Origin of the sequence: Rhodococcus baikonurensis, assembly GCF_040489275.1 — a bacterium.
In the GTDB taxonomy this organism is placed as follows: Bacteria; Actinomycetota; Actinomycetes; order Mycobacteriales; family Mycobacteriaceae; genus Rhodococcus_F; species Rhodococcus_F baikonurensis.
Map to the genome: position 1 here is coordinate 40,849 of NZ_JBEUOQ010000019.1, position 21,461 is coordinate 62,309.

21 protein-coding genes are annotated in these 21,461 nt (G+C 62.7%); 10 read left to right on the forward strand and 11 right to left on the reverse strand.

Features of this window, described 5'->3' with window-relative positions; translation table 11 throughout:
• Positions 1 to 102 precede the first annotated feature (102 nt).
• The 4 genes from ABWI03_RS29305 (at position 103) to ABWI03_RS29320 (ending at position 3,815) form a co-directional block, all read left to right on the forward strand.
• Positions 103 to 882, forward strand: coding sequence for a hypothetical protein (locus ABWI03_RS29305; protein ID WP_298781764.1), 780 nt, complete (start codon positions 103 to 105; stop codon positions 880 to 882).
• A gap of 308 nt (positions 883 to 1,190) precedes the next feature.
• Positions 1,191 to 2,384 (forward strand): thiolase family protein, encoded by a 1,194-nt coding sequence (locus tag ABWI03_RS29310; RefSeq protein WP_298781767.1) that lies wholly within the window; start codon positions 1,191 to 1,193, stop codon positions 2,382 to 2,384.
• Positions 2,385 to 2,413: 29 nt separating this feature from the next.
• Positions 2,414 to 3,175 (forward strand): 3-hydroxyacyl-CoA dehydrogenase, encoded by a 762-nt coding sequence (locus tag ABWI03_RS29315; protein ID WP_095972334.1) that lies wholly within the window; start codon positions 2,414 to 2,416, stop codon positions 3,173 to 3,175.
• 13 nt (positions 3,176 to 3,188) lie between these two features.
• Positions 3,189 to 3,815, forward strand: coding sequence for a TetR/AcrR family transcriptional regulator (locus ABWI03_RS29320; protein WP_298781771.1), 627 nt, complete (start codon positions 3,189 to 3,191; stop codon positions 3,813 to 3,815).
• 86 nt (positions 3,816 to 3,901) lie between these two features.
• Here the strand turns inward: ABWI03_RS29320 and ABWI03_RS29325 are convergent, their stop codons facing one another.
• Both ABWI03_RS29325 and dhaL read right to left on the reverse strand, forming a co-directional pair.
• A complete protein-coding gene (locus ABWI03_RS29325) occupies positions 3,902 to 5,524 on the reverse strand; it encodes a long-chain fatty acid--CoA ligase (RefSeq protein ID WP_095972336.1) in 1,623 nt (540 codons plus the stop codon).
• A 101-nt stretch (positions 5,525 to 5,625) separates the two neighbouring features.
• Complete coding sequence (gene dhaL, locus ABWI03_RS29330) at positions 5,626 to 7,311, reverse strand: dihydroxyacetone kinase subunit DhaL (RefSeq protein WP_298781775.1); 1,686 nt, start codon at positions 7,309 to 7,311, stop codon at positions 5,626 to 5,628.
• A 54-nt stretch (positions 7,312 to 7,365) separates the two neighbouring features.
• On the opposite strand from dhaL, the gene ABWI03_RS29335 reads away from it, so the two are divergent.
• Together ABWI03_RS29335 and ABWI03_RS29340 are read left to right on the forward strand one after the other, a co-directional pair.
• A complete protein-coding gene (locus tag ABWI03_RS29335; RefSeq protein WP_298781778.1) occupies positions 7,366 to 8,229 on the forward strand; it encodes a patatin-like phospholipase family protein in 864 nt (287 codons plus the stop codon).
• Positions 8,226 to 9,080 (forward strand): LLM class flavin-dependent oxidoreductase, encoded by an 855-nt coding sequence (locus ABWI03_RS29340; protein WP_200313184.1) that lies wholly within the window; start codon positions 8,226 to 8,228, stop codon positions 9,078 to 9,080. The genes ABWI03_RS29335 and ABWI03_RS29340 overlap by 4 nt, the downstream gene beginning before the upstream one ends.
• Before the next feature lies 1 nt (position 9,081).
• Here the strand turns inward: ABWI03_RS29340 and ABWI03_RS29345 are convergent, their stop codons facing one another.
• Positions 9,082 to 10,092: a threonine aldolase family protein gene (locus ABWI03_RS29345; protein WP_095972340.1), complete on the reverse strand. Its 1,011-nt coding sequence runs from the start codon at positions 10,090 to 10,092 to the stop codon at positions 9,082 to 9,084.
• A 335-nt stretch (positions 10,093 to 10,427) separates the two neighbouring features.
• Between ABWI03_RS29345 and ABWI03_RS29350 the strand changes: the two genes are divergently transcribed.
• Positions 10,428 to 10,967 carry an HNH endonuclease gene (locus ABWI03_RS29350; protein ID WP_298781788.1) on the forward strand — a complete coding sequence of 180 codons (540 nt, stop codon included), beginning with the start codon at positions 10,428 to 10,430 and terminating at the stop codon, positions 10,965 to 10,967.
• Between the two features lie 19 nt (positions 10,968 to 10,986).
• Positions 10,987 to 11,244 carry a WhiB family transcriptional regulator gene (locus ABWI03_RS29355; RefSeq protein WP_298781791.1) on the forward strand — a complete coding sequence of 86 codons (258 nt, stop codon included), beginning with the start codon at positions 10,987 to 10,989 and terminating at the stop codon, positions 11,242 to 11,244.
• Between the two features lie 4 nt (positions 11,245 to 11,248).
• On the opposite strand, the gene ABWI03_RS29360 is transcribed toward ABWI03_RS29355, so the two are convergent.
• The 7 genes from ABWI03_RS29360 to ABWI03_RS29390 all read right to left on the reverse strand — a co-directional run bounded on the left by ABWI03_RS29360 (position 11,249) and on the right by ABWI03_RS29390 (position 17,516).
• The gene (locus ABWI03_RS29360; protein WP_298781794.1) at positions 11,249 to 12,670 is read right to left on the reverse strand and encodes a DUF2252 domain-containing protein; all 1,422 of its coding nucleotides are present in this window, start codon (positions 12,668 to 12,670) and stop codon (positions 11,249 to 11,251) included.
• Between the two features lie 80 nt (positions 12,671 to 12,750).
• Positions 12,751 to 13,074 (reverse strand): DUF6292 family protein, encoded by a 324-nt coding sequence (locus ABWI03_RS29365; RefSeq protein WP_095972344.1) that lies wholly within the window; start codon positions 13,072 to 13,074, stop codon positions 12,751 to 12,753.
• 69 nt (positions 13,075 to 13,143) lie between these two features.
• A complete protein-coding gene (locus ABWI03_RS29370; protein ID WP_298781798.1) occupies positions 13,144 to 14,424 on the reverse strand; it encodes an NAD(P)/FAD-dependent oxidoreductase in 1,281 nt (426 codons plus the stop codon).
• Between the two features lie 46 nt (positions 14,425 to 14,470).
• Positions 14,471 to 15,022 (reverse strand): acyl-CoA thioesterase, encoded by a 552-nt coding sequence (locus tag ABWI03_RS29375; protein ID WP_095972346.1) that lies wholly within the window; start codon positions 15,020 to 15,022, stop codon positions 14,471 to 14,473.
• A gap of 56 nt (positions 15,023 to 15,078) precedes the next feature.
• Positions 15,079 to 15,882 carry a class I SAM-dependent methyltransferase gene (locus tag ABWI03_RS29380; protein ID WP_298781804.1) on the reverse strand — a complete coding sequence of 268 codons (804 nt, stop codon included), beginning with the start codon at positions 15,880 to 15,882 and terminating at the stop codon, positions 15,079 to 15,081.
• On the reverse strand, positions 15,879 to 16,535 hold the full coding sequence (locus ABWI03_RS29385) for a FadR/GntR family transcriptional regulator (protein WP_298781807.1): 657 nt from the start codon (positions 16,533 to 16,535) through the stop codon (positions 15,879 to 15,881). Before ABWI03_RS29385 ends, ABWI03_RS29380 begins: the two co-directional genes overlap by 4 nt.
• A 78-nt stretch (positions 16,536 to 16,613) precedes the next feature.
• A complete protein-coding gene (locus ABWI03_RS29390; protein WP_095972349.1) occupies positions 16,614 to 17,516 on the reverse strand; it encodes an Lrp/AsnC family transcriptional regulator in 903 nt (300 codons plus the stop codon).
• A gap of 224 nt (positions 17,517 to 17,740) precedes the next feature.
• Between ABWI03_RS29390 and ABWI03_RS29395 the strand changes: the two genes are divergently transcribed.
• Positions 17,741 to 19,456 (forward strand): amidohydrolase, encoded by a 1,716-nt coding sequence (locus ABWI03_RS29395; protein ID WP_298781811.1) that lies wholly within the window; start codon positions 17,741 to 17,743, stop codon positions 19,454 to 19,456.
• A complete protein-coding gene (locus ABWI03_RS29400) occupies positions 19,456 to 20,805 on the forward strand; it encodes an MFS transporter (protein ID WP_166809855.1) in 1,350 nt (449 codons plus the stop codon). Before ABWI03_RS29395 ends, ABWI03_RS29400 begins: the two co-directional genes overlap by 1 nt.
• Before the next feature lie 86 nt (positions 20,806 to 20,891).
• Here the strand turns inward: ABWI03_RS29400 and ABWI03_RS29405 are convergent, their stop codons facing one another.
• Positions 20,892 to 21,425, reverse strand: a complete 534-nt coding sequence (locus ABWI03_RS29405; RefSeq protein WP_232508961.1) for an ANTAR domain-containing protein — start codon at positions 21,423 to 21,425, stop codon at positions 20,892 to 20,894.
• Positions 21,426 to 21,461 lie beyond the last annotated feature (36 nt).

A 21,461-nucleotide genomic window follows, 5' to 3' on the forward strand; every position in this document is an offset into this window, starting at 1 on the left:
GAGGAGGAGATTTTCTTTGCGATGATGTCGCGATTCGAAATCGATTGCGACATTTCATCTTGTTGAACGTCAATCGTTTCTCAACGAAAGAAAAGGTTCAAAATGACTGTATCTCTCGCTCGGCGTGCCGGAACTACTGCTGCGATCTCTGCGGCAGCATTTGGATTGGTGTTTGCGGCAACGGTGCCGGCGTCCGCCCATAACGTGACGACGAATTACAACAATGCTTGCATGGGTGACCCCAATTCATCCATTGCGGGCAATGTTCATCAGCCGCTTCAGGCTCATTCCATGTCGGTTGCGCACTCGTCGTCGACGCCGGGCACCTACACGATTCAGCCAGGGGCGCAGACTGTTCCGACCAGTGGCGGTGGTGCCACGGTTGTCAACTTGAATCGATTGAACCTCGTATTCAAGATCGATCCGGTGACCTTCACGTCGGCGTCCATCGTCTCCGGGACGGGTAGTGGATTCAGTGGCACTCCGGTGGTCACTCGAGTGAACGCAAGTGGTGCCGCGGACGCTGCAGGATCCTACCTTTCCCTCAACGGGGGAGTCGGAACAACGATTGCGGGTGCGAGTCCGGGCGGCTCGAATACCTCTGATGCGGGTTTGACCGCGCTTGCCGGCGCCGCCTTCACGCTGCCTTCGGTCCAAGTTGTCACGACTTCCTCCAACCCGGCGGTTTACATCAACACCGACGGTGATGCCGGGAAGTACGCAAACCCGAAGAACTACATGACGTTCCTGTCGAAGGCGACACTGTTCGGAACTCAGTACGCCCCGACGATGTGCTTGGCAACGGATGTCACTCCGCGGACCGACTCGAATATCGGTTCCGTTCTGACGCCGAACGGCGGAGCGGCCAACCTGCACCCGTGATTGGCGGCGCTGGTACCGCACACCGAGTCGATGTGACCCCCAGCGTGCGCTGAACATGAAGCGTCGTAATGCTCGGTGAGAAGTCGCCCCACGCCTGTCCGGGTGTGGGGCGACTTCTTCATTTCGTGACTTTATTGCCGTTTCGTGACCTCGTGGCTGTGGTTTCCCTTGACGGGCGTGTTGGCAGGATGGTAGTTGTTTAGCGAGCGCTAAGTCAGGGTGCTCCCTCGATCTCGGTCCGGTGCCCGGCGCCACGAAACTCGGGTGCCGGACCGCCCCAGCAATGCACGTCCTCGAAGGGAACGAAGATGACCAAGGCAGTGATCGTCGATGTAGTCCGGATCGCGTCCGGCAAGGGGAAGCCGGGCGGAGCACTGTCCGGGACGCACCCTGTCGAACTGATGGCCCACGTTCTGCGTTCCATCACTTCCCGAAACGGCCTCGACCCCGCCCTGGTGGACGACGTGATCGGCGGTTGCGTCGGCCAGGCCGGTGAGCAGGCGCTCAACATCACCCGCAGCGCGGTCCTCTCGGCAGGGTTCCCCGAGTCGGTACCCGCCACCACGATCGATCGCCAGTGCGGATCAAGTCAGCAAGCTGCGCACTTTGCGGCGCAAGGCGTGATCGCCGGAGCCTACGACATCGTGATCGCGGCGGGCGTCGAATCGATGAGTCGTGTCCCGATGGGCACCACGACGATGGGGAAGGACGCGTCCGGTCCGGGCATCGCGGCTCGGTACCCCGAAGGCCTGGTCAATCAGGGCATCTCCGCGGAGTTGATCACCGCGAAGTGGAAGTTCGACCGCGAGGCTCTCGACGCATTCGCCGCGCAGTCTCACCAGCGGGCAGCGGAGGCAGCGGCGAAGGGACGCTTCGACAAGGAAATCCTGCCGATCTCGGTGACCAACGCCGCCGGTGAGACCGTCTCGCACACCGTCGACGAGACGGTTCGCGCGTCCACCACCGCCGAGGGCCTCGCCGGCTTGAAGCCGTCGTTCTACTCGGAGAAGTACGCGCAGCGCTTCCCCGATGCGCAATGGTCGATCACTCCCGGCAACTCGTCGCCGCTCACCGACGGCGCATCCGCGGCACTGATCATGAGCGAAGAAATGGCGTCGAAGCTGGGGCTGACCCCGCGAGCACGCTTCCACTCCTTCTCCGTCGCGGGCGACGACCCGATCTTCATGCTCACCGCGCCCATCCCGGCCACCCACAAGGTGCTCGCTCGCGCCGGTCTGAGCATCGACGACATCGATACCTACGAGGTCAACGAGGCATTTGCCCCGGTGCCGCTCGCCTGGGCTCACGAGTTCGGCGCCGACCCGGCAAAGCTCAATCCGTGGGGCGGCGCCATTGCCCTCGGACACGCCCTGGGGTCCTCGGGTACTCGTCTGCTGACCACGATGGTCAACCATCTCGAGGCCACCGGCGGACGCTACGGACTGCAGACCATGTGCGAGGGCGCCGGCATGGCCAACGCCACCATCATCGAACGCATCTGAAACACATAACCTTTCGAAAGGGAACTCTCATGATCGTCAACGACAGCGTCGCCGTCGTCACCGGTGGAGCATCCGGCCTCGGCCTGGCCACCACCAAAGCTCTTCTTGCCGACGGCGCCAGCGTCGTCATCATCGACCTTCCGTCGTCGAACGGTGAAGCCATCGCCAAGGAACTCGGTGACCGAGTCCGCTTCGCGGCGGCAGACGTCACCGACGAGGCCGCGGTCACCGCTGCACTCGACGTGGCCGAGTCACTCGGGCCCCTGCGCGTGGCAGTCAACTGCGCGGGAATCGGCAACGCAGTCAAGACGGTCAGCAAGAAGGGCGCCTTCCCGCTCGACGCGTTCAAGAAGGTCGTCGACGTCAACCTGATCGGCACCTTCAACGTCCTTCGTCTTGCTGCGGAACGTATTTCGAAGACCGAACCCATCGACGGCGAACGCGGCGTCATCATCAACACCGCCTCGGTCGCAGCGTACGACGGTCAGATCGGACAGGCTGCGTACTCCGCATCGAAGGGTGGCGTCGTCGGTATGACGCTCCCCATCGCCCGTGACCTCGCGTCGCTGCTGATCCGCGTCAACACCATCGCTCCCGGCCTGTTCAAGACCCCGTTGCTGGCAGGACTGCCTGAAGCCGCCCAGGCATCGCTGGGGCAGCAGGTGCCCCACCCCTCTCGTCTGGGCGATCCCAGCGAGTACGGCGCGCTCGCCGCGCACATCGTCTCCAATCCGATGCTCAACGGTGAGACGATTCGCCTCGACGGTGCAATCCGTATGGCACCGCGGTAATTTCGGCCAATACATGACTGGCGAGGTGGAGTCGGTGAATTCGGTGGCCGTGGACTGGAGGTCCTTCCCGCCGCTGGTGATGACCGACATCCTGACGGCTTCGCTCGAGCTGTTCGACGAGAACGGTTACCACGGCACGACGGTGCGGCAGATCGCCAATCGTGTCGGGGTAACCGTTCCCGCGCTCTACTATCACCACGCGAACAAAGAGGCAGTCCTCGTCGCTCTGTTCGAGATCTCGATGAGTGAGCTGAATACCAGAACCGAAGCGGCAGAGGCGGAAGCCGGCGAAAACCCGGTACGACGCTTCGCCCTGGTGGTGGAGGCGATTGTTCTCTACATGACCCACCGATCGCGGCATGCTGCGTTGGACACCGAGATCCGGCATGTCTCACCGGAAAGTCGAAGCCGATACGCCGCCAGTCGTAAGCGGCTCGAGTTGCTCATGCGCAGGATCGTCGACGACGGTGTGGCATCTGGAGATTTCTCGGTCACCGACACCGAAGAGACTGTCCGGGCCATACTCGGCATGGCCCAGTCCCTACCGCGTTGGTTTCAGACCGGTGGCCCGATGTCACCGTCCCAATTGGCACAGAAGTACGTCGACATCGCATTTCACACGGTCGGGTATCGTCCGTAAAAGTGTCTCGACCTGAACGAAGGTGGGCAACAGGTCGAAAACCTGTTGCCCACCTTCGGTATTCGTACCTCAGAATCCACTCCGGGTCAGAGTCGCGTGACTTCGAGTCCGCCCTCGTGGTAGTCGGCCCTCAAGCGCTTCTTGTCGAACTTGCCGACGCTCGTCTTCGGGACTTCCTGAACCACAGCCCAGTTCTCGGGGAGCTGCCACTTGGCGACCTTGTCCGAAAGGTACTGCTGCAGTTCGGACATCGTGGTCTCGGAACCGGCGCGAAGAACAACCGCGACCAACGGGCGCTCGTCCCACTTCTCGTCCGGCACGCCGATGACGGCAGCTTCGGTGACGTCGGGGTGACCCATCACGGCGTTCTCGAGGTCGACCGATGAGATCCATTCGCCGCCGGACTTGATGATGTCCTTGGAGCGGTCGGACAAGCTCAGGAAGCCGTCGGCCGTGATGGATCCGACGTCGCCGGTCTTGAGCCAGCCGTCGTTGAACTTGTCTTCCGCATCGACGCCGTAGTACGACCCGGTGATCCAGGGTCCGCGCACTTCGAGTTCGCCGACGGAAACACCGTCGTGTGCAACAACTTTACCGTCGTCGTCGATGAGACGTGCCTGGACCGATGCCGGGAAGCGGCCCTGTGAGTAGCGGTACTTCCACATCGCGTCGCCGGTGACACCGGCCGGCGGGCGGGCAACGGATCCGAGCGGGGAGGTTTCGGTCATGCCCCAGGCGTGCAGGACCGAGACGTTGTGATCGGCTTCGAATGCGTGCATGAGGGCCGGCGGTACCGCGGACCCGCCGATCAGAACCTCGCGCATCGAGGAGATGTCCTGCGGGTTCTGCTCGAGGTAGAGGTGCAGCCCCTGCCAGATGGTGGGTACGGCTGCGGCGAACGTCGGCTTCTCGCTGGCGATGATCGCTGCCAACGGGGCAGGCTGGAGGAAGCGGTCGGGCATGATCAGCGAAGCACCGATCATGAATGCGGCGTAGGGGAGTCCCCACGACATGGCGTGGAACTGAGGTACCACGGCGAGTGCACGATCGCCCTGTGCGAGGTTGGGGCCGTCGCTCATGCAGACCTGCATGGAGTGCAGGTAGATCGAACGGTGGGAGTAAACGACGCCCTTGGGGTCGCCCGTGGTACCGGACGTGTAACACATTGCGGCAGCGCTGAGTTCGTCGACCTCTGGCCAGTCGAACTCGGTGGGCTGATCGGCGATCAAGCCCTCGTAGGTGTGAACCTGCACGCCCTCGGGAGCTTCGAGCCCTGCAGTGGAGGAGCCGGTGACGATGATGTGCTTGACGGTCGTCAGTGACGGAAGCTGCGGGGAGAGAAGCGGAATCAGAGACGGATCGACGATGATCACGCGGTCCTCGGCGTGATTGGCGACGTGGATCAACTGCTCCGGGAACAGGCGAATGTTCAGCGTGTGGAGCACGGCGCCCATCGAGGGGATCGCCAGGTACGCCTCGAGGTGCTCGGAGTTGTTCCACATGAACGTGGCGACTCGCTCGTCACCCTCGACCCCGAGTCCGCGCAGTGCGTGTGCGAGCTGTGCGCAGCGCTTGCCGACGTCAGCGTAGGACACACGGCGCGGGCCTGACTCGGTCCACGTGACAACTTCGGAGGCGCCGTGAACGGAGGCGCCGTGGCGCAGAAGTTGAGCAATGGAGAGGGGGGCGTCTTGCATGGTGCTCAGCATGGGCTGCTCCTGTGTGGTGAGTGAGACCGGTGCTTTTGCCCACGGGCCGTCACAAACGATGTGCTGTGGCTGCCAGATTAGTCACAGCTCCGAAGTGCTCGCTAGTGACCCACTGCACTGGCGAAGAACCACGCTATGAGTAGCGCCCCCGGATCGACCACTCCGCGAGCGGCTTCGCCCACATAACTTGCACGTCCGCGGTTCGCGAGCATGGTTTCGGTCGACTCAGCCCCGGCCGCTGCCGCGTCCGCTGCGCTCGCCAGAGCAGTGTCCCGATCCGCTTCTGCGGTCACGGATTGTTCCAACGACTCGACCGCCGGAACTATCGCGTCGACCATCGTCTTGTCGCCGACGCGTGCGCCGCCGAGCGAGGTGATGTTGTCGAGCCCCGCCCGCGCTGCAGCCGCGATCGCACCGAGGTCGAGTTCGGAGTCCGCCGAGTCTGCGGCGACGCGGAAGAAATGCCGGAACCAGATGCCGAACAACGCGCCGGACGTACCACCGGCATGGCCGAGGTACGCCTGTGAGACTGCATCGAATATCGTTGCGGTGGAATATGTGTCACGGATCGCCGAGATGTCGAGCTGATCCAGTGCGGCCACCATGTTGGTTCCGAAATCGCCGTCGCCCGCTCGTCGGTCGAGATCGGTCAGTGCCGGCTCCTGCTCCAGTACCTTTTCGGCCCAGTCCGCAATCCAGCTGCCGACGAAGCTGCTTTCGGCCGTGCGTGAGGTGTCGGGTGTGAATGTGGGACCGAATGATTCGCGCTTGCCGACACCGGTGTACTCACGCGCCATAGCATTCGGCCAGGCGGGCGCTTTTGTTGGTGCGTCCCATAATTCGAGGATTTCTTTGTCTGTGCGAACAAGGGTGATGGACGCCCCGGCCATGTTCAATGCAGTGACGAACGTTCCGATCAATGTCCGCTCGATGTGAATTCCCTGTTCGTCCAGATATTCTCCGAGTTCGGCGAACAGTATTTGCAACTCCAGCGGGTGGGTTGCACCGAGACCGTTGACGACGGCGATGACGCGATCACCTTCGGCGAGACTCAGGGACTTGATGATCGGGTCCGTAAGCCGCTGCACCAATTCCGGTGCGGGCAGGGCGTCCACGCGTTCTGTGCCGCGTTCGCCGTGGATTCCGATACCGAGTTCCATCTGGCCGTCCGGTAGGTCGAAGGACGGCTCGTCAGCCCCCGGCAAAGTACACGGGCGCAGAGCGACGGCCATGCTTCGTGCGGAGTGCGCGACGTGTTGTCCGATCCGGGTCACCTCGGCCAGGTCGTCGCCGCGGGCGGCGGAAGCGCCGCAGACCTTCTCCACCACGATGGTTGCCGCAGTACCGCGTCGCCCCGGGCCGCTGCCGTCCGCGCGTTCCGTCGCGACGTCGTCGTCCACCAGCACGACGTCTGTGTCGATCTTGTCCTCGCGTAGCAACTCTCGCGCGATGCCGAAGTTCATCACGTCGCCGGTGTAGTTCTTCACGATGTGCAGAACGCCGCCGCCCGCATCGGCAGCCTTGGATCCCTCGTGGATCTGAAGTGCATTGGGTGAACTGAAGACCAAACCGGGGCAGACGGCCGTGAGCATTCCTTCGCCGATGAATCCGGCGTGCATGGGTTCGTGACCGGAACCGCCACCGGAGACGAGTGCGACACGTCCGCGGGGAAGTGGTGTCGCGCGAGTGAGGTATCCCGGGTCGGGATTCCACGCGATGTCGTCGGTGGATGCGATCAACCCGCGGAGTGCGTCGGGAACAAATGTCTTTGCGCTGCGCATGAACATCACTTCAGAGTAGGTCTAACGTCGACTTCGGGCACGGATCACGATCGACGAGAGGTGGACGGCGTGAAATTGGGGTTGGTACTTGCCGGTGGCGGCGTAGCAGGAATTGCCTGGGAAACAGGTTTTCTGTTGGGCGTTCAGGAAAAATCTCCGGACGCTGCCGCAGCGTTGCTGACGGCGGACGTGTTGATCGGCACATCAGCAGGCTCCACGGTGAGCGCTCAGATTGCGGGCGGTGCAACACTGCAGGAACTTTTCGACGCTCAAACAGCGGAGGCGACCGGGGAGCTCGACCCGAAGGTCGATGTCGAGATTCTCGGCCAGATGTTCGTCGACGCGATTGCAGGATCGCAGGACCGGGCCGAGCAACTCCGTGCGCTCGGCGAGGCGGCGACGGACGCCGACACCGTCGAACCCGCCGTGCGTCGTGCGGTCATCGAGGCGAGGCTGCGCAATCGCGTGTGGCCCGATCGCGAGTTGCGCATCCCGGCGATCAACACACGGACCGGTGAGTTGAGGGTGTTCGGCAATGCCGACGGCGTAGACCTGGTCGACGCAGTCGGAGCGAGTTGCGCCGTCCCCGGGGTGTGGCCGGTAGTCACGATCGACGGCGAGCGGTACATGGACGGCGGAATGGCAAGTGGCTCGAATGTTCAGTTGGCTGCCGACTGCGATGTGGTCGTGGTTCTTTCACCTGCAGCCGACCCCGCCCCGAATCTTCTGGGCGGCAGTCTACGAGAGGAAATCGATGCGATGGCGCCCAAGCGCGTGCTGCCGATCTTCGCCGACGACGCCGTCGTCGAAGCGATCGGAACCAACTCCCTCTCGCCGACAACCAGACGTCCGGCAGCTGAACTCGGCCGCGAACAGGGCCGTCGAACAGCCGACGAGATCGCCGCGTTTCTGGTGACGGCATGAGCGCCCCACGGATCGCCGTCGTCGTGCGCCCGGAGCAGTCCCCGGAGGATCTGGTTCGGCATGCGAGGTATGCCGACGAAGTGGGTATCGAGGAGGTCTGGCTGTGGGAGGACTGCTTCTTCGGCGGAGGAATTGCCACTGCTGCAACTGTATTGGCTTCAACCGAACGTCTGGGAGTGGCGATCGGTGTGCTGCCGACCCCGATGCGCAACACTGCGATCACGGCGATGGAGGTTTCGGCGCTGGCCAGAGCTCATCCGGATCGACTGCGGGTCGGCTTCGGTCACGGCGTGCAGAGTTGGATGCGGCAGATCGGCGCCAAGGCCGAATCGCCGTTGACCCTCCTCCGGGAGCAGTTCGGAGCAGTCGAGCGGCTACTGCGCGGTGAGTCGGTGACGGTTTCCGGTCGATACGTCAATCTCACGGACGTCGAGCTGGCGTGGCCCCCGGAGAAGGTGCCGCAGTTGCTCGTCGGTGCCACGGGGCCAAAGACTTTGGCGCTCAGTGGCGAGTTGGCTCAGGGCACCGTGCTCTCGGGAGGGACGACCCCGGACGGCGTGCGCCGAGCGATCGCTCACATCGGAACGCAGGATCACGAGGTGGTCGTTTACGTCATCTGTGCGTTTGGTTCTGGCGGTCGTGAGCGCGCCCTTGCCGAAGCCTTGGGGTCCGGGTGCGAGTCGCCGGAGGAAGCGATTGCCGTGGGCACTGCGGCCGACGTTGCGGCAGCAGCGCAGCGATGGGCGGACGCGGGTGCGACCACCGTGGTACTCCAACCGACCGTTGACGAGCCGGACGTCCGAGAGTTCATTCGCCTTGTCGCGCAGGAGGTTCAACCGTTTCTGGCGTAGTTCAGGAGGCTATTCGGGACAGAACGGCGTCGATGTCGGCAGTGCTCACGTCTCGATGTGTCACGAACCGAACCTTCCCGGCAACGGTGACCGCGCCGACGTCGACAGCGGCCAGCTGAGCGACGGTGGCCGACGGATCGGCTGTGGCAGCGAGAACGATGTTGGTGGCGGGTTCGTCGACAGCCCAGCCGCGCTCACGAAGGCCCGACGCGAGGCGCTGCGCATTGTCGTGATCGTCCGACAATCGAGCTTGTGAGCGAAGCGCGACTATGCCGGCCGCGGCCAGCACGCCACCCTGGCGAACGCCGCCGCCGAGCATCTTGCGGATCCTTCGGGCTTCGGTGATCAATTCGGGTGATGCGGCCAGTATCGAGCCGACGGGCGCACCGAGTCCCTTGCTCAGGCACACCTGGACGGTATCGGCGCCGGAAGTCAACTCGGTAGGCGAAACGTCCAGTGCAGCAGCGGCATTCCAGAGACGGGCGCCGTCGAGGTGAACCTTCAAGTCGCGTGATCGCGCCGCGTCGACCAGCGTCGTCCATTCGGTTGGATTCATGACGGCGCCACCGGCGAAGTTGTGCGTGTTTTCCAGGCAGAGCAGCGTGGTGTTCAACGTGAAGTACGGGCCGGGGGAGCCTGCCGCCTTCACGACCGTCTCCGGGCTGGGACGTCCCGGTCCGCCGTCGTGCGGCAGCGCCACCGGCATTCCCTGGGCGAGCCAGGCGGCGGTGCCCAACTCGGAACCCAAGACGTGAGAGTGTTCCGGTGCCAGGAACTGATCGCCGCGGCGAAGGTGCAACATCAGCGCGATCAAGTTGCCCATCGATCCGCTCGGCACCCACAGCGCCGCCGGAAACCCCAGAGTGTGCGCCACTTCTTCCTCGAGCGCCGCCATGGTGGGGTCGTGGTCGAGGACGTCGTCACCGACCTCGGCGTCGGCCATGGCCTTGCGCATTTCCGCATCAGGCTTGGTGACGGTGTCCGAACGTAGGTCGATGTACGACGAAGTCATGGCTCATTCGATCAAGTTGCGCGATCCGGCGTCAAACCGCGATGTTTTCAGGACGACTGTTCCGACCTGATAAATCGATACCGCGAAGGGCATCTCCCGTGTGATGATGGGCGCCGGCATTCGCCGGTGAAGCGAACAAGAAGTGGAAGGGGACAGGCATGCGCGACTGGAAGCAAGCGTTGCACCTGCGCGGGCACTCACCCCGCGGCATTTCCCGTCCCGCATTCGGGGAACAGAGTGGCGCTGGATATATGCCGTTCCCCAGTTATCGCACTTGCTCCTGACCAGTCTTCGTGTCCAGGAGTTCCACTCCTCGACATGAACTGAGACTTCCGATGCGGAACCCGAACCGCGCATCTACCGGCGCTTCTCACAGCTGGATGAACCGACCCGTCCGTGTACTCAACGCCACGTACGAGTACCTCGGTGAAGTGAGCGCCGATCGTGCGGTGGTCCTCATCGCCACCGGTTCCGCGCAGTCCACCGAAGACGTGATTCCGATATTTCCGGTGCGCTCCAAGCACGTCGAGATCCCACTGCCGCGCACAATCCTGCTCGCCGAGTACGTGTATGTCGCCCACCGGGTCACGGTCACCGATTCCAGCAGGGCGACGTTCGCCGGCATCTTCGACCGGGACGGTCGTCAATGTGCGTACTGCGCCGACCGGGCAACGACCATCGACCACGTCCAGCCGCGAAGCCGCAACGGGCCGAACACGTGGGGAAATCTGGTGGCCTGCTGCAATTCCTGCAATCAGCGCAAAGCGGACCGCACACCGGCTGAGGCCGGTATGCGGCTGCTGTGGGAACCGAAGGCACCTCGACGCATCGAGAAGGTGCAGCAGAAGATCTGGCGTGAACTGAGTCGGATGTGACGGTCGAAGGGAGTAAGGAATGAGCACTGACGAAATCTCGAATCTGGCTGAGCTTCTGCCGATCTCGGACGGACGGGTCTGGTGGCAGGCGGAATGCCGAGGTGACCCCGAGCCGGACCGTTGGTTTCCCTTCCCGTCCGAGGGATACGACTACGCGACCGACGTGTGCAACAGATGCCCGATCGTGACTTCGTGTCGTGAATTCGCCTCTGTCACTGGTCAGACCGGAATCTGGGGTGGAGTGAAATTCGAGCAGGGCAGGATCGTCGCGGCGTGAGAGATCAGATTCCGGGCTCCGCGGCGATCGTGCCGGCCGATACCGCCCGACACAGAGCGTCGTGGTCACGTTCGGTCTGATCGGCATAGAGCCGAGCGAACCGGGTGAGGGCGGTATCGACCGCGTCCGAGCTTCCCAGGTAACCGGAAATCAGTGACGCACCACTGGTTCGGGCGTGCCCTTTCGCCAACAGACGACCACAGATCGCGACGTAGTCGGTCAGCGCTGCTGCGTCGATATTGTTCAGGTCCACAGAACCTTTCATGTTCCGGAACTGACGGACGTAGTACTGGCGGTCGTCGACGGTGCACCAACCGAGCAGTGGATCGCTGACCGTCTGGAGAGCCTGCTGGTATTCCGCGACGCGTCGTCCTTGGTGATCGTGCCAGGCGGAGTCGCCGTGCACGAAGGGCGCAACCACGGATCGGCGTGCCTGTTTGAGCTGTAAGAAGATGACGTCGTCCGGGATGCTCCCTTCGCACAGTGCGACATAGGCACGCAGAGCGACGCTTCCGACTCCGACGACCCGGTGCGCGACGTCGATGACGTTGTATCCCGAGACCACTCGGCGCCAGTGCGGTGCAAGGGTTTCGAGATACTCGTCCAGGCCTTCCAGGAGGAAGTCGGTGTCCTGCGGCGTGAGTCGTGTTGTGAGCGGCGGGTTCTCGAGTAGCTGGCGTCGCCCGTGATCCTCGATGGTGAACCGTGGCACTGCGTGATCGCTCGTCCGTCGTCGTGCGCGCTCCGCGGCGCGTCGGATCTCCGCCAGCAATCCGGGATCAGTGACGTGGTCGGTGAGTCCGTCGAGATCGACCCGGTCGAAGGAGCGATCGAACAGTGGACGTTCGGACAGCTTTGCCAGGTGGAGGCGATACGCGGACACACACGAGGTTGTTGCTGTTTCGCATTGAGCTTCGGTGAGACCGTTCTGCCGCCCGGCCACCCAGATACTCGCGGCCAGCCTTCGCAGATCCCATTCCCAGGGGCCGGGATGTGCTTCGTCGAAATCGTTGAGGTCTATGACAAGTTCGCGTTCCGGGGATCCGTAGAACCCGAAGTTTCCGACGTGCGCATCCCCACAGATGACGGGTGTGATGCCGGTGGACGGGAGCTGCGCCATGTCCTCGGCCATCAATCCGGCAGTACCGCGCAGAAATCCGTACGGTGAAGCGACCATGCGTCCCACCCGAATCGGAACCAACCAGTCGAGTCTTCCCTCGTGTGCCGTGTTGACCTGATCGACCGGGTCACGTCGGTCGGGTGGGGGCGTCCAGTCACCGAGCGACGAGCGCGCTACTCGCTTACGCAGACCTTTCCCGATCTTGCGACGCTCACTGCGAGGCGTCTGACGCGCCCGCAGCGTCGCCCTGCTGTCCGGTTCGTTCTCGAGAGCCAACTGACCGGCAGGCCTGCTCAGCGGGTCCATGTCGGGCTCTCTTTCGTCGGGCGTGCGAAACTCGCGCTCGATCTTATGCCCGCCGGATTGTGCGCCGCGCGACGAGTTCCTTAACTACCCGCCTGGGCAATCAACTCGACAGCGCGGTCGGCGCACAGTTCCGGATCCGGCATTCTCCCGATACCGAGGCATTCGACAACGGCGAACGACGCATCCGGTGTGGTTTCCACGCCGAGCGCCCACCCGAAGTAGTGGTTCCAGGCAAGTACGGCTCGGTGGCCACTGTGCTGCGGAATCTCGCTGCCCAGAACGAGTACTGCGTCGAACGCGGGGCCGTCGCACCAGATGACCGATTCGGCGAAGGTGGAGCTGGCGACCGCGACTACGTACCTGTGACAAGTCGATTCATTCGGAATGGCGATGTGTGCACGCATGGTCGCTCCTCCGGCTCGGTTGCGATCGGAGGGTTCCCCGTTGCCGGCGCCGAAAAAACGCTTGGCAGATTACGTCCCGGCCACAGATCTACGACGCAGACGGTGCCTGAGATGTTTTTGTGCTGCCCGCGCCACCGAGCGAGCCGAGAGATACTGCTCGGCCGGTATCAACCGGGAACCGAACAAGTAGAACCTTCGAGCTTCGTCTTTGTCATGGGTGGCCGCGGAGATCAGCAGACGTTCGATCGCGGTGAACTTTCGCCCACCGGCGTACCCGCTCATGTAGTCGATATGGCTCGTCATACTCGCTCTGGCACTGCGGTATTCGGTCAAGGCAGCGTTCACGTTCCGATGTGAGTCGAGTGTGTGCGCCGTCGTCTCCGTCAGCATGTGCGCGGTGGCGTCGACCAGCATCTGTGCGGTCTCGAGTGCCCACGAGCATCCGATGCCCCACAACGGGTCGTTGGTTGCCGCGGCGTCGCCGATGAGTGCGAACCCGTTACCTACCGGTTCCGTGAGAGTTGTGGAGAAGTGCTTGGTACCAACGATCTTCCCGACGATGTGCTCGCGGCGAATCAGTGGAGCGCCGGGTAGTGCGTTGGCGTATTCGAGGAAAGCGGTAGACAGGTCGCCGGTGAACGAGCCGAGCTTGTCGAGGGCGGGGAAGACGACCAGCACGCTGATTCCGCCGTCGTTGGGGAGCAGATAGGCGACGTCGGGATCCATGAACCACGACAGCGAAGATTCTCCGTCGGGTCGTTCGAGTCCGGAGAGTTGGGCGAAGTAGCTGAAACGTCCGTTGGATGCAGTCACGGAGTCGCAACGCGCGGATCGTGCGACGGTCGAATCCTTGCCGTCTGCGCCGACGGTCAATCGTGCTTCCACAGTGAAGGCCGAACCCTGTGCGGTTCCGTAGACGCCTGCAGTAGCGCCGTTCTCGGTCAGCAACCCGGAAACACGATGTCCGAGAAGAAGGTCGACGTTCGGGTAGTCGTTCGCGAGTTGGCGCAGGAGGGGATCGAGCGTTTCCCTTCGGACGTTGAACCCAGGTGGCGACGAGTCGTCTGCGGTGTCAGGGGTGATCCATCCCCATGGGGTCCAGAACTTCGGAACGGTTTCCACCATTCCCAGGGCGAGCAGTTTTTCCGTGGCGCCCAGTCGTTGCAGGATCGGGGCACCGCACGGTTGTAGGTGGTGAGTGCACAGGACCTTGTGCGCCCGGACGTCGGAGCGAGCGTCGAGAAGCGCTATCCGCAGACCTTGTTGCGCGTACATGATTGCGGCCGCGCATCCAGCGATGCTCGCGCCGACAATCACGACGTCATATTTTGCCCGTGCCTTCGAAGTCACGCCGACAAGTTTAATGCATAAGGTTATAACTTAAATATGACCGGATTTAGTCATCGTGTTCGGGCGTTAAGTCCCGAACTGCGGCGCGAATGGACTGTTCACGAAGCTCGTTCTCTCTGCGCAGTTCACGACGCCGACGCCCGGCCTCGAATCGCTGCCTCGCGATTGTTTCGGTCGGCCGGAGTTGGGGGACCTCAGCCGGTTTTCCGTCGCTTCCCATTGCGACCATCGTGAAGTAGCAACTATTGGTGTGTCGAGATTTTCCGAGAAGAATGTCTTCGGTTTCGACGCGTATTCCGATTTCCATCGACGTGCGACCGGTGTAATTGACGGAGGCGCTGAACGTGACGAGTTCTCCGACGTGCACCGGTTCACGGAAGACCACACGATCCACCGACAGGGTCACGACGTACGTCTGGGCGTATCGACTCGCGCACGCATAGGCAACCTGGTCGAGAAATTTCAGAATCGTTCCGCCGTGAACGTTGCCCGAGAAGTTGGACATGTCCGGCGTCATGAGGACGGTCATGGACAGGGTGTGTTTCGACGCTCGCTTCGATGCTTGCGTCGATTCGGGCAGGGAGGTCGATTCAGACATCGAGCGGGCCTCTTCGGGTCGTTGGACGGTGAGGAGACCGTATCCGGCAAAGCTGGTTACCCGCGCGTTCGGAATGGTGCGGTATCAGCGTTCGGGACAGTGCCCACGTGGAGGATGTATTCGCTGGTGGCGACGGGGCTGGCCGCGCTCGACCTGAGATAGGGCGCGAGCGTCGAGCGGAGGTGCGCTGACATCGAAGCCCAATTCCCTGCGCGTCGAACGGTCTCGCGAAAGTCCTTCAACGCCGGTGCCTGGTCGCACAGTTCCTCGACGGGGTCCGATCCGGCAGGGAGGTGCCATTCGAGCACGTGAGAGGTCGAACGCACCGATACCAATCCCGCTGCCGCCTTCTCGAATTCGCTCGAGTTCGACCATGTCGTCGGTAGTGGTGTGATGCCATTCCACGCAGAGGCGGCCTCCCTGCGGAGTGCTGCTGCCCACCCGTTCTTCGACCACGTTGCGACACAGATGCTTCCGCCCGGCCGGGTCACCCGCACCATTTCCGAGAGGGCGATCGCGGGATCGGGACAGAAGATGATCCCGAAGATGCTGACACAGGCGTCGGCGCTCGAATCCGGCCATGGCAAAGACTGTGCATCGCCGACCGTGAAGGTGGGTTCGGTGGTGCCGGGGTGGGGAATCCAGCGTTCGCGCGCGACCTCGAGCTGGCTGGCGGAGAGATCGAGTGCGTGGACTGTGATGCCGGACCGGGCCGCCGGCAGCGCAAAGTTCCCGGTTCCGGCGCAGACGTCGTACACCGTGCTGACGTGTCCGATCGCGCGCAGTGCCTCCATCGACGCCGGTGAGAGTTGTTCGGCAAGAGGGGAATACGTTGCACCGTTCCATTTTCCCCGATTCACGACAAGCTCCTCTCAATTGTGTCGATGACCGTGTCGAGCGCTGCGCCGGCCGCACGCGCCGCCTCGTCGGGGTTGCCTTCCTCGATGGCTGCGATCAAGGCGCGGTGCTCGTCGACGTGGAATCCCGGACCGATACTCACGGTGGACAGTGAATCCGTGACGGCGGCAAGGACTCCCCGGTAGACGTCGATCAGTGCGGAATTGTGGGACGCCTCGACGATCGAAAGGTGCAGGGCCATGCCGGCTTCGACAGTGAAGCCGCCGACGTGTCCGGGGTGGGCGTTCCAGGTGGCGTGTATCCGCGCGAGATCTTCGGGGGTGCGGTGCTGCGCTGCGAGGCGCGCGGCTTCGACCTCGAGTCCTCGTCGCAAGCTCAGTACGTCGAGAACGTCGCTTCTGGCGAGTCGGCGCCCGAGTAGTCCTTCGACCGGCGACGCCGCCATGACGTACACGCCGCCACCGTGACGGACGGACAGAACTCCGGCGTGTGCAAGAGCCCGTACCGCTTCGCGCATGGTGTTCCGGGCAACTCCCAATTCCTCGACCAGTGCGGTCTCCGGCGGGAGTTTTGATCCGACGGGCCATCGACCGGTCGATATCGCCTCCTCGATCGCCGCAGCGACGATGTCTACCTTGCGCCCGGAATCGGACATGTGTGCCACCTCAGGTAAGTGGGTCAATGACTTGACCGAGGTTAGCGCGTCCGACCAAGTGGGTCAATGACTTGGACGTTACCCGCGTACGTCCAGGCTGCGGGCGTAGTGCTCCTTGAACACCTCGAGATGAGCCCAGGATTCCAAGCCGCTGACGCCGTCGATCCCGCGGATTCGTTCGGACAGCGCATGCAGGTCGCTCGAGGAGTTGGCAGCAACCGTCGCGATCACGTCGTATCGTCCCAGGGTCCGGGCGAGGAATTCGATTCCGGGCAGGGATTCTATCTCCGATACCGCGTTGTCGTCCCGTGAGCCCAGATTGACGCCGATACCCATCGCCAACGTCCGGCCACCGCCTCGCCGCTTGACGACGGCGCCGACGCGCAGTGCCGTGCTCGCGATCAGGTGATTGACCCGGTTGCGTACGGCACTCGGTGACAGTCCGGTGTGTTCGGCCAGTTCGAGAAACGGCATGCGCCCGTTGCGTTCGAGTAGTTCGATCAACGCGACATCCGTCGAGTCGAGTCGGATATCGGCTTGTAAAGCGCTCTCGGGCATGAAGATTCCCTTGATGACGTCGACGTAGACCAGCGTGCTCACCGATCGAACGCCACGTTGTGAGCGGAGTTCGGCGATGGCACGGTACAGATCGTCGTGACTGGGCACCCGAAGTTCCGCAATCACGTTGTACTGCCCGCTGACTGCCGAGATGTAGACGGCGGCCTCGGATTCGATCAACGCGTCCAGCACCGGAGTCATCGGTCCGGACACTGCGATCGAGACGTGCGCAAGCGCCTTCAGTCCGAGAAGTTCGGGGTGTGCGACGGCCACTACGGACACCGTTCCCGAGTCGAGTAGCGCCTGCACTCTGGTGGACACCGCCGCTCGTGGTGCGTCGACCGCCACGGACAGTTCGCGGTACGTCGCTCGCCCGTTGCGCTGAAGTGCGGCAATGAGCTTGGAATCGAGATCGACCGTCATGGTTGCCCCAACTTTTCCAGAGATTTTTCTGTATGAGCTTCCTATTAGAACAGTCGCATGTGGCTATGAATGATGCGGATAAGTGCAGAAATGCTCGAAATCTCGCACAAAAAAGTTGTGTACCGCATGGTCTGAAACTTTGATGCATTGCATAGCGCCAGGTCAGGGCGTAGTTTTCGCTCAACACGCAGTGACCTGCACCACCATCTCGACGAAGGACCACCATGCGCAAGTTGCACACGCACGAAGCCTCGCCTCTCGACGCCACCGGCACGATCTTCACCGGTGCCAAGATCCACACCGTTGACGACAACACGGCAGGCGCTGAAGCGTTCCTGGTGTTCGGAAACCGCTTTGCCGCGGTGGGAACACTCGAGGAATGCCGCACCGAGGCGCGTCGGCTGAGCACTCGCACGACCGCGGTGGTCGAACTCGACGGCGCCACCGTCGTCCCCGGTTTCGTCGATCCGCATGCACACCCGTTGATGTACGGGCAGATGCTCAGCTGGGTGGACTGTGGGCCGGAGAAGGCACATTCCATCCCCGGAATCATTGCGCTACTTCAGGAAGCGGCGCTCACAGCTCCTGCGGGTGTCCCGATTCGTGGCTACGGCTACGAGCACCGCAACCTGATCGAAGGGCGCCATCCACTCAAGGAAGAGCTCGATCAGGTGGCCACCGATCGCGAGGTCTACCTCATGAACGCGAGCGGTCACGGCGGCGTCGTCAACTCCTTCACATTCGACAAGCACGGCATTGACGCGAGCACCGAGAATCCGGCCGGTGGCGAGTTCTTCCGAGATGCAGACGGTGAACTCACCGGTGAGCTCTCCGATGCCGCGTGCAACATCCTCACCGGCGTCAACGGAGTGAAGGTCGGTCATCACGGACCCAACTTCCATCTCGAGGACGAGCCCGTAGAACACCTTCGTCAGCTCTCGGTCGCTCAGGACAAGTTCCTGGCCGGCGGCGTCACCACCATCGGCGACTGCCAGGTGACCCGTCGTGAATTCGACATGTACCTGCGTCTGGCCGAGCAGGATCAACTCAAGACCCGCGTCAGCATGTACATGCTCAGCCACCTCCTCGATCACGTCATCGACACGGGAATGCACGGCGCCTTCGGCAATTCGCGGCTCGCGTTCGGCGGCATCAAGTTCTACGCCGACGGCACTCTCGGCGGCTGGACCGCATACTTCCCCGACGGTTACGTCGGCGACCCGTGCCGCACCGGGCAGCTCTATCACGAGCCGGCGGATTACTCGGATCTGATTGCCAAGGCGCACTCGGTGGGTCTGCAGACCGCCACGCACGCTCAGTCTCCGACCGCCATCGACATGGTGCTCGATGCCATCGAAGCTGCGCAGAAGGCTCACCCCGACGCCGACGCTCGTCACCGCATCGAGCACTGCGGTCTCCCGACTGCCGAGCAGATCGCCCGGATGAACCTGGCCGGCGTCTACCCGGTGAACCAGCCGCAGCACTACTACAACTGGGGCGAGGGCGTCACTGCTGCGATCGGTACTCCGGGTGAGCGGTTCAACCCCCTCGGCGAGTTCATCGCTGCCGAGGTTCCGGTGACCATCAGCTCCGACGCACCCGTCGCCGAGCCCAAGCCGCTCGAAGCAATTCAGGCAGCCGTGACTCGTGTGACGCGTCAGGGCCATCAGCTCGGCTCCGATGCACTCCGCATCACCGCCGACCAGGCATTGCAGGCTCACACGCTCAACGGTGCGCGTGCGCTGGGCCGTGAAGCAGAGCTGGGCAGCATCTCGGTCGGCAAGCGGGCCGACTTCGTCATTCTGGGCGCGGATCCCCTCGAGGTTCCGGCCGACGCGATTGCGCAGATCGAGGTCAGGGAGACCTGGATCGACGGCGAACTCGCACATTCAGGTCATAACCACCTATTGTCGAGCACTTCGACCACCGAGGAAAAGTAATGAACCGAGAGCAACAGATCGTGAAGGCCCGCAAGGCGGGATTCGCAGCCTTCGTCGGTACAACTATCGAGTGGTACGACTTCTACGTATATGCCACGGCAGCCGCCCTGGTGTTCGGTGACATCTTCTTCCCGCCCGGAACCGATCGCCTGACCGGTGTTGCGGCGGCGTTCGCGACGTACGCCGTCGGGTTCTTCGCTCGCCCGCTCGGCGGAATCGTGTTCGGCCATGTCGGTGACAAGATGGGCAGGCGCACCGCACTCGTCGTCACGCTGACGCTGATGGGTGCAGGCACCTTCCTCATCGGCATGTTGCCCACTTACGCGTCGATCGGGTTCTGGGCGCCGCTGCTGCTGGTTCTGCTCCGTTTCGTCCAGGGCTTCGCCGTCGGTGGCGAATGGGGCGGCGCGGTCCTGATGGCCGTCGAGCATGCTCCCGAGGACAAGAAGACTTTCTACGGCGGTTTCGCCCAGCTCGGCAATCCTGCGGGTGCGCTTCTGGCCACCGGTTTCTTCAGCATTCTCTCCACGTTCGGCGACGACGCTCTGCGCGAGTGGGCTTGGCGTCTGCCGTTCCTCTGCTCTGCGCTGCTGATTCTGGTGGGCTTGGTCGTTCGCCTCAAGGTCGAAGAGTCTCCGGTGTTCGAGTCCGAGGTGAAGTCCGCGGACGTACCGGAAATGCTGCCGCTCAAGTACGCGCTGGTGACCAACTGGCGCCCGATCATCCTGGGCATCGGCATTCTGCCCGTCGCAGTCGGCGGCTACTACCTCGTGACGACGTTCATCACGGCGTACGCAACCGATCCCGATGTCGGTTTGTCCGAGACGTTGATTCTCAACGCGCTCAGTGTTGCTGCCGTGGTCGAGTTGATCGCGACTCTCGGAGTGGCGTGGCTCGGCGACAAGGTGGGACGCGTCCGCGTCGTCATCTGGGGTCTTGCTGCGGTCGCAATACTTGCAGCGCCGCAGTTCCTGGTGCTGAAGTCCGGATCCGTGTTCCTGATCTTCCTGACCTTCGCTGTCATGCGACTGGTGCTGGCGGCCACGTACGGTCCGATCGCCGCCGTACTGTCGCAGATGTTCAAGCCGCAGGCTCGTTACACGAGCATCTCGTTGGCGTACCAGGGTGCAGGCGCGATCTTCGGCGGACTGTCCCCGCTAGTGTCGACGCTGATGTACAAGGCAACCGGCAGCATCTGGCCGGTCATCGCACTGCTGATCGGCATGTGCATCCTGAGCATCGTCTGCCTGCTCTTCGCTCCGCAGCACGTGGACGAAGCGACCGATACCGACGGCGTTCCGCAGAACCAGAACCCGCAGGGCCTGAACAAGGAATCCGCTTCTGCCTGACAACTGAGAACACGAAGCTGGGGCAGTACACGATTTCCGTGTGCTGCCCCAGCTGTCGTTTCAGGTCAGTTGTCGTTCAGTGCCTGTTACGCGCCGACGAGATGGCGATGAAAATGATCGCTGCGGCGGTGCGCCTGGCTGAGATTTCTGATCTCACGCAGCCAGAAGTGAGACGCCAGCGCGTTGTTGCTTCCATAGCCGGTGCCGGACGTGTCCTCGTCGATCAGGGCGACAAGCGCTTTGATCAGGCTGGTGACCTTGAGGTTGTTGGTCTGAGAATGTCGGACCAACAGCTCGGCGGCTTCGTCGGTGCTGCAACGGTAGAGGGTGCAGACGATTTCGATGGCGCGCTCGCGGATCCGGCCCGAAGTAGTCGGGATCCGAAGACCGTTCGTCGAGTTGCCGTTCGCCTGGTTGTTCGTGTCGTTGGGGTGAATCATGGTGTTGATCAAGGTATTCCTTTGAACCGCATGGGTTTTGGGCCCGTGCGGTGTGTAGCGCATGTTGATACTGGTGCAGTCGGTACGCGATTGGCGGCGGACTCCGTCGGAGTCTTCGGCCTGGTCAACAATCTGCGGGACTGATGAAAGTGCGTAGTGATCAAAGGCGCGGGTTTGCACCGAACTGGAAGTCTGCCCCTGGAACGAATACTGGAA

Bases quoted from the DNA above. Each gene is read 5' to 3' on its own strand.
- ABWI03_RS29390 (WP_095972349.1), bottom strand. From the start codon at position 17,516: ATGACGGTCGATCTCGATTCCAAGCTCATTGCCGCACTTCAGCGCAAC.
- ABWI03_RS29395 (WP_298781811.1), top strand. From the start codon at position 17,741: ATGCGCAAGTTGCACACGCACGAAGCCTCGCCTCTCGACGCCACCGGC.
- ABWI03_RS29355 (WP_298781791.1), top strand. From the start codon at position 10,987: ATGAGCACTGACGAAATCTCGAATCTGGCTGAGCTTCTGCCGATCTCG.
- ABWI03_RS29365 (WP_095972344.1), bottom strand. From the start codon at position 13,074: ATGCGTGCACACATCGCCATTCCGAATGAATCGACTTGTCACAGGTAC.
- ABWI03_RS29305 (WP_298781764.1), top strand. From the start codon at position 103: ATGACTGTATCTCTCGCTCGGCGTGCCGGAACTACTGCTGCGATCTCT.
- ABWI03_RS29400 (WP_166809855.1), top strand. From the start codon at position 19,456: ATGAACCGAGAGCAACAGATCGTGAAGGCCCGCAAGGCGGGATTCGCA.
- ABWI03_RS29375 (WP_095972346.1), bottom strand. From the start codon at position 15,022: ATGTCTGAATCGACCTCCCTGCCCGAATCGACGCAAGCATCGAAGCGA.
- ABWI03_RS29340 (WP_200313184.1), top strand. From the start codon at position 8,226: ATGAGCGCCCCACGGATCGCCGTCGTCGTGCGCCCGGAGCAGTCCCCG.
- ABWI03_RS29385 (WP_298781807.1), bottom strand. From the start codon at position 16,535: ATGTCCGATTCCGGGCGCAAGGTAGACATCGTCGCTGCGGCGATCGAG.
- dhaL (WP_298781775.1), bottom strand. From the start codon at position 7,311: ATGTTCATGCGCAGCGCAAAGACATTTGTTCCCGACGCACTCCGCGGG.
- ABWI03_RS29325 (WP_095972336.1), bottom strand. From the start codon at position 5,524: ATGCTGAGCACCATGCAAGACGCCCCCCTCTCCATTGCTCAACTTCTG.
- ABWI03_RS29350 (WP_298781788.1), top strand. From the start codon at position 10,428: ATGCGGAACCCGAACCGCGCATCTACCGGCGCTTCTCACAGCTGGATG.
- ABWI03_RS29310 (WP_298781767.1), top strand. From the start codon at position 1,191: ATGACCAAGGCAGTGATCGTCGATGTAGTCCGGATCGCGTCCGGCAAG.
- ABWI03_RS29345 (WP_095972340.1), bottom strand. From the start codon at position 10,092: ATGACTTCGTCGTACATCGACCTACGTTCGGACACCGTCACCAAGCCT.
- ABWI03_RS29315 (WP_095972334.1), top strand. From the start codon at position 2,414: ATGATCGTCAACGACAGCGTCGCCGTCGTCACCGGTGGAGCATCCGGC.
- ABWI03_RS29320 (WP_298781771.1), top strand. From the start codon at position 3,189: ATGACTGGCGAGGTGGAGTCGGTGAATTCGGTGGCCGTGGACTGGAGG.
- ABWI03_RS29360 (WP_298781794.1), bottom strand. From the start codon at position 12,670: ATGGACCCGCTGAGCAGGCCTGCCGGTCAGTTGGCTCTCGAGAACGAA.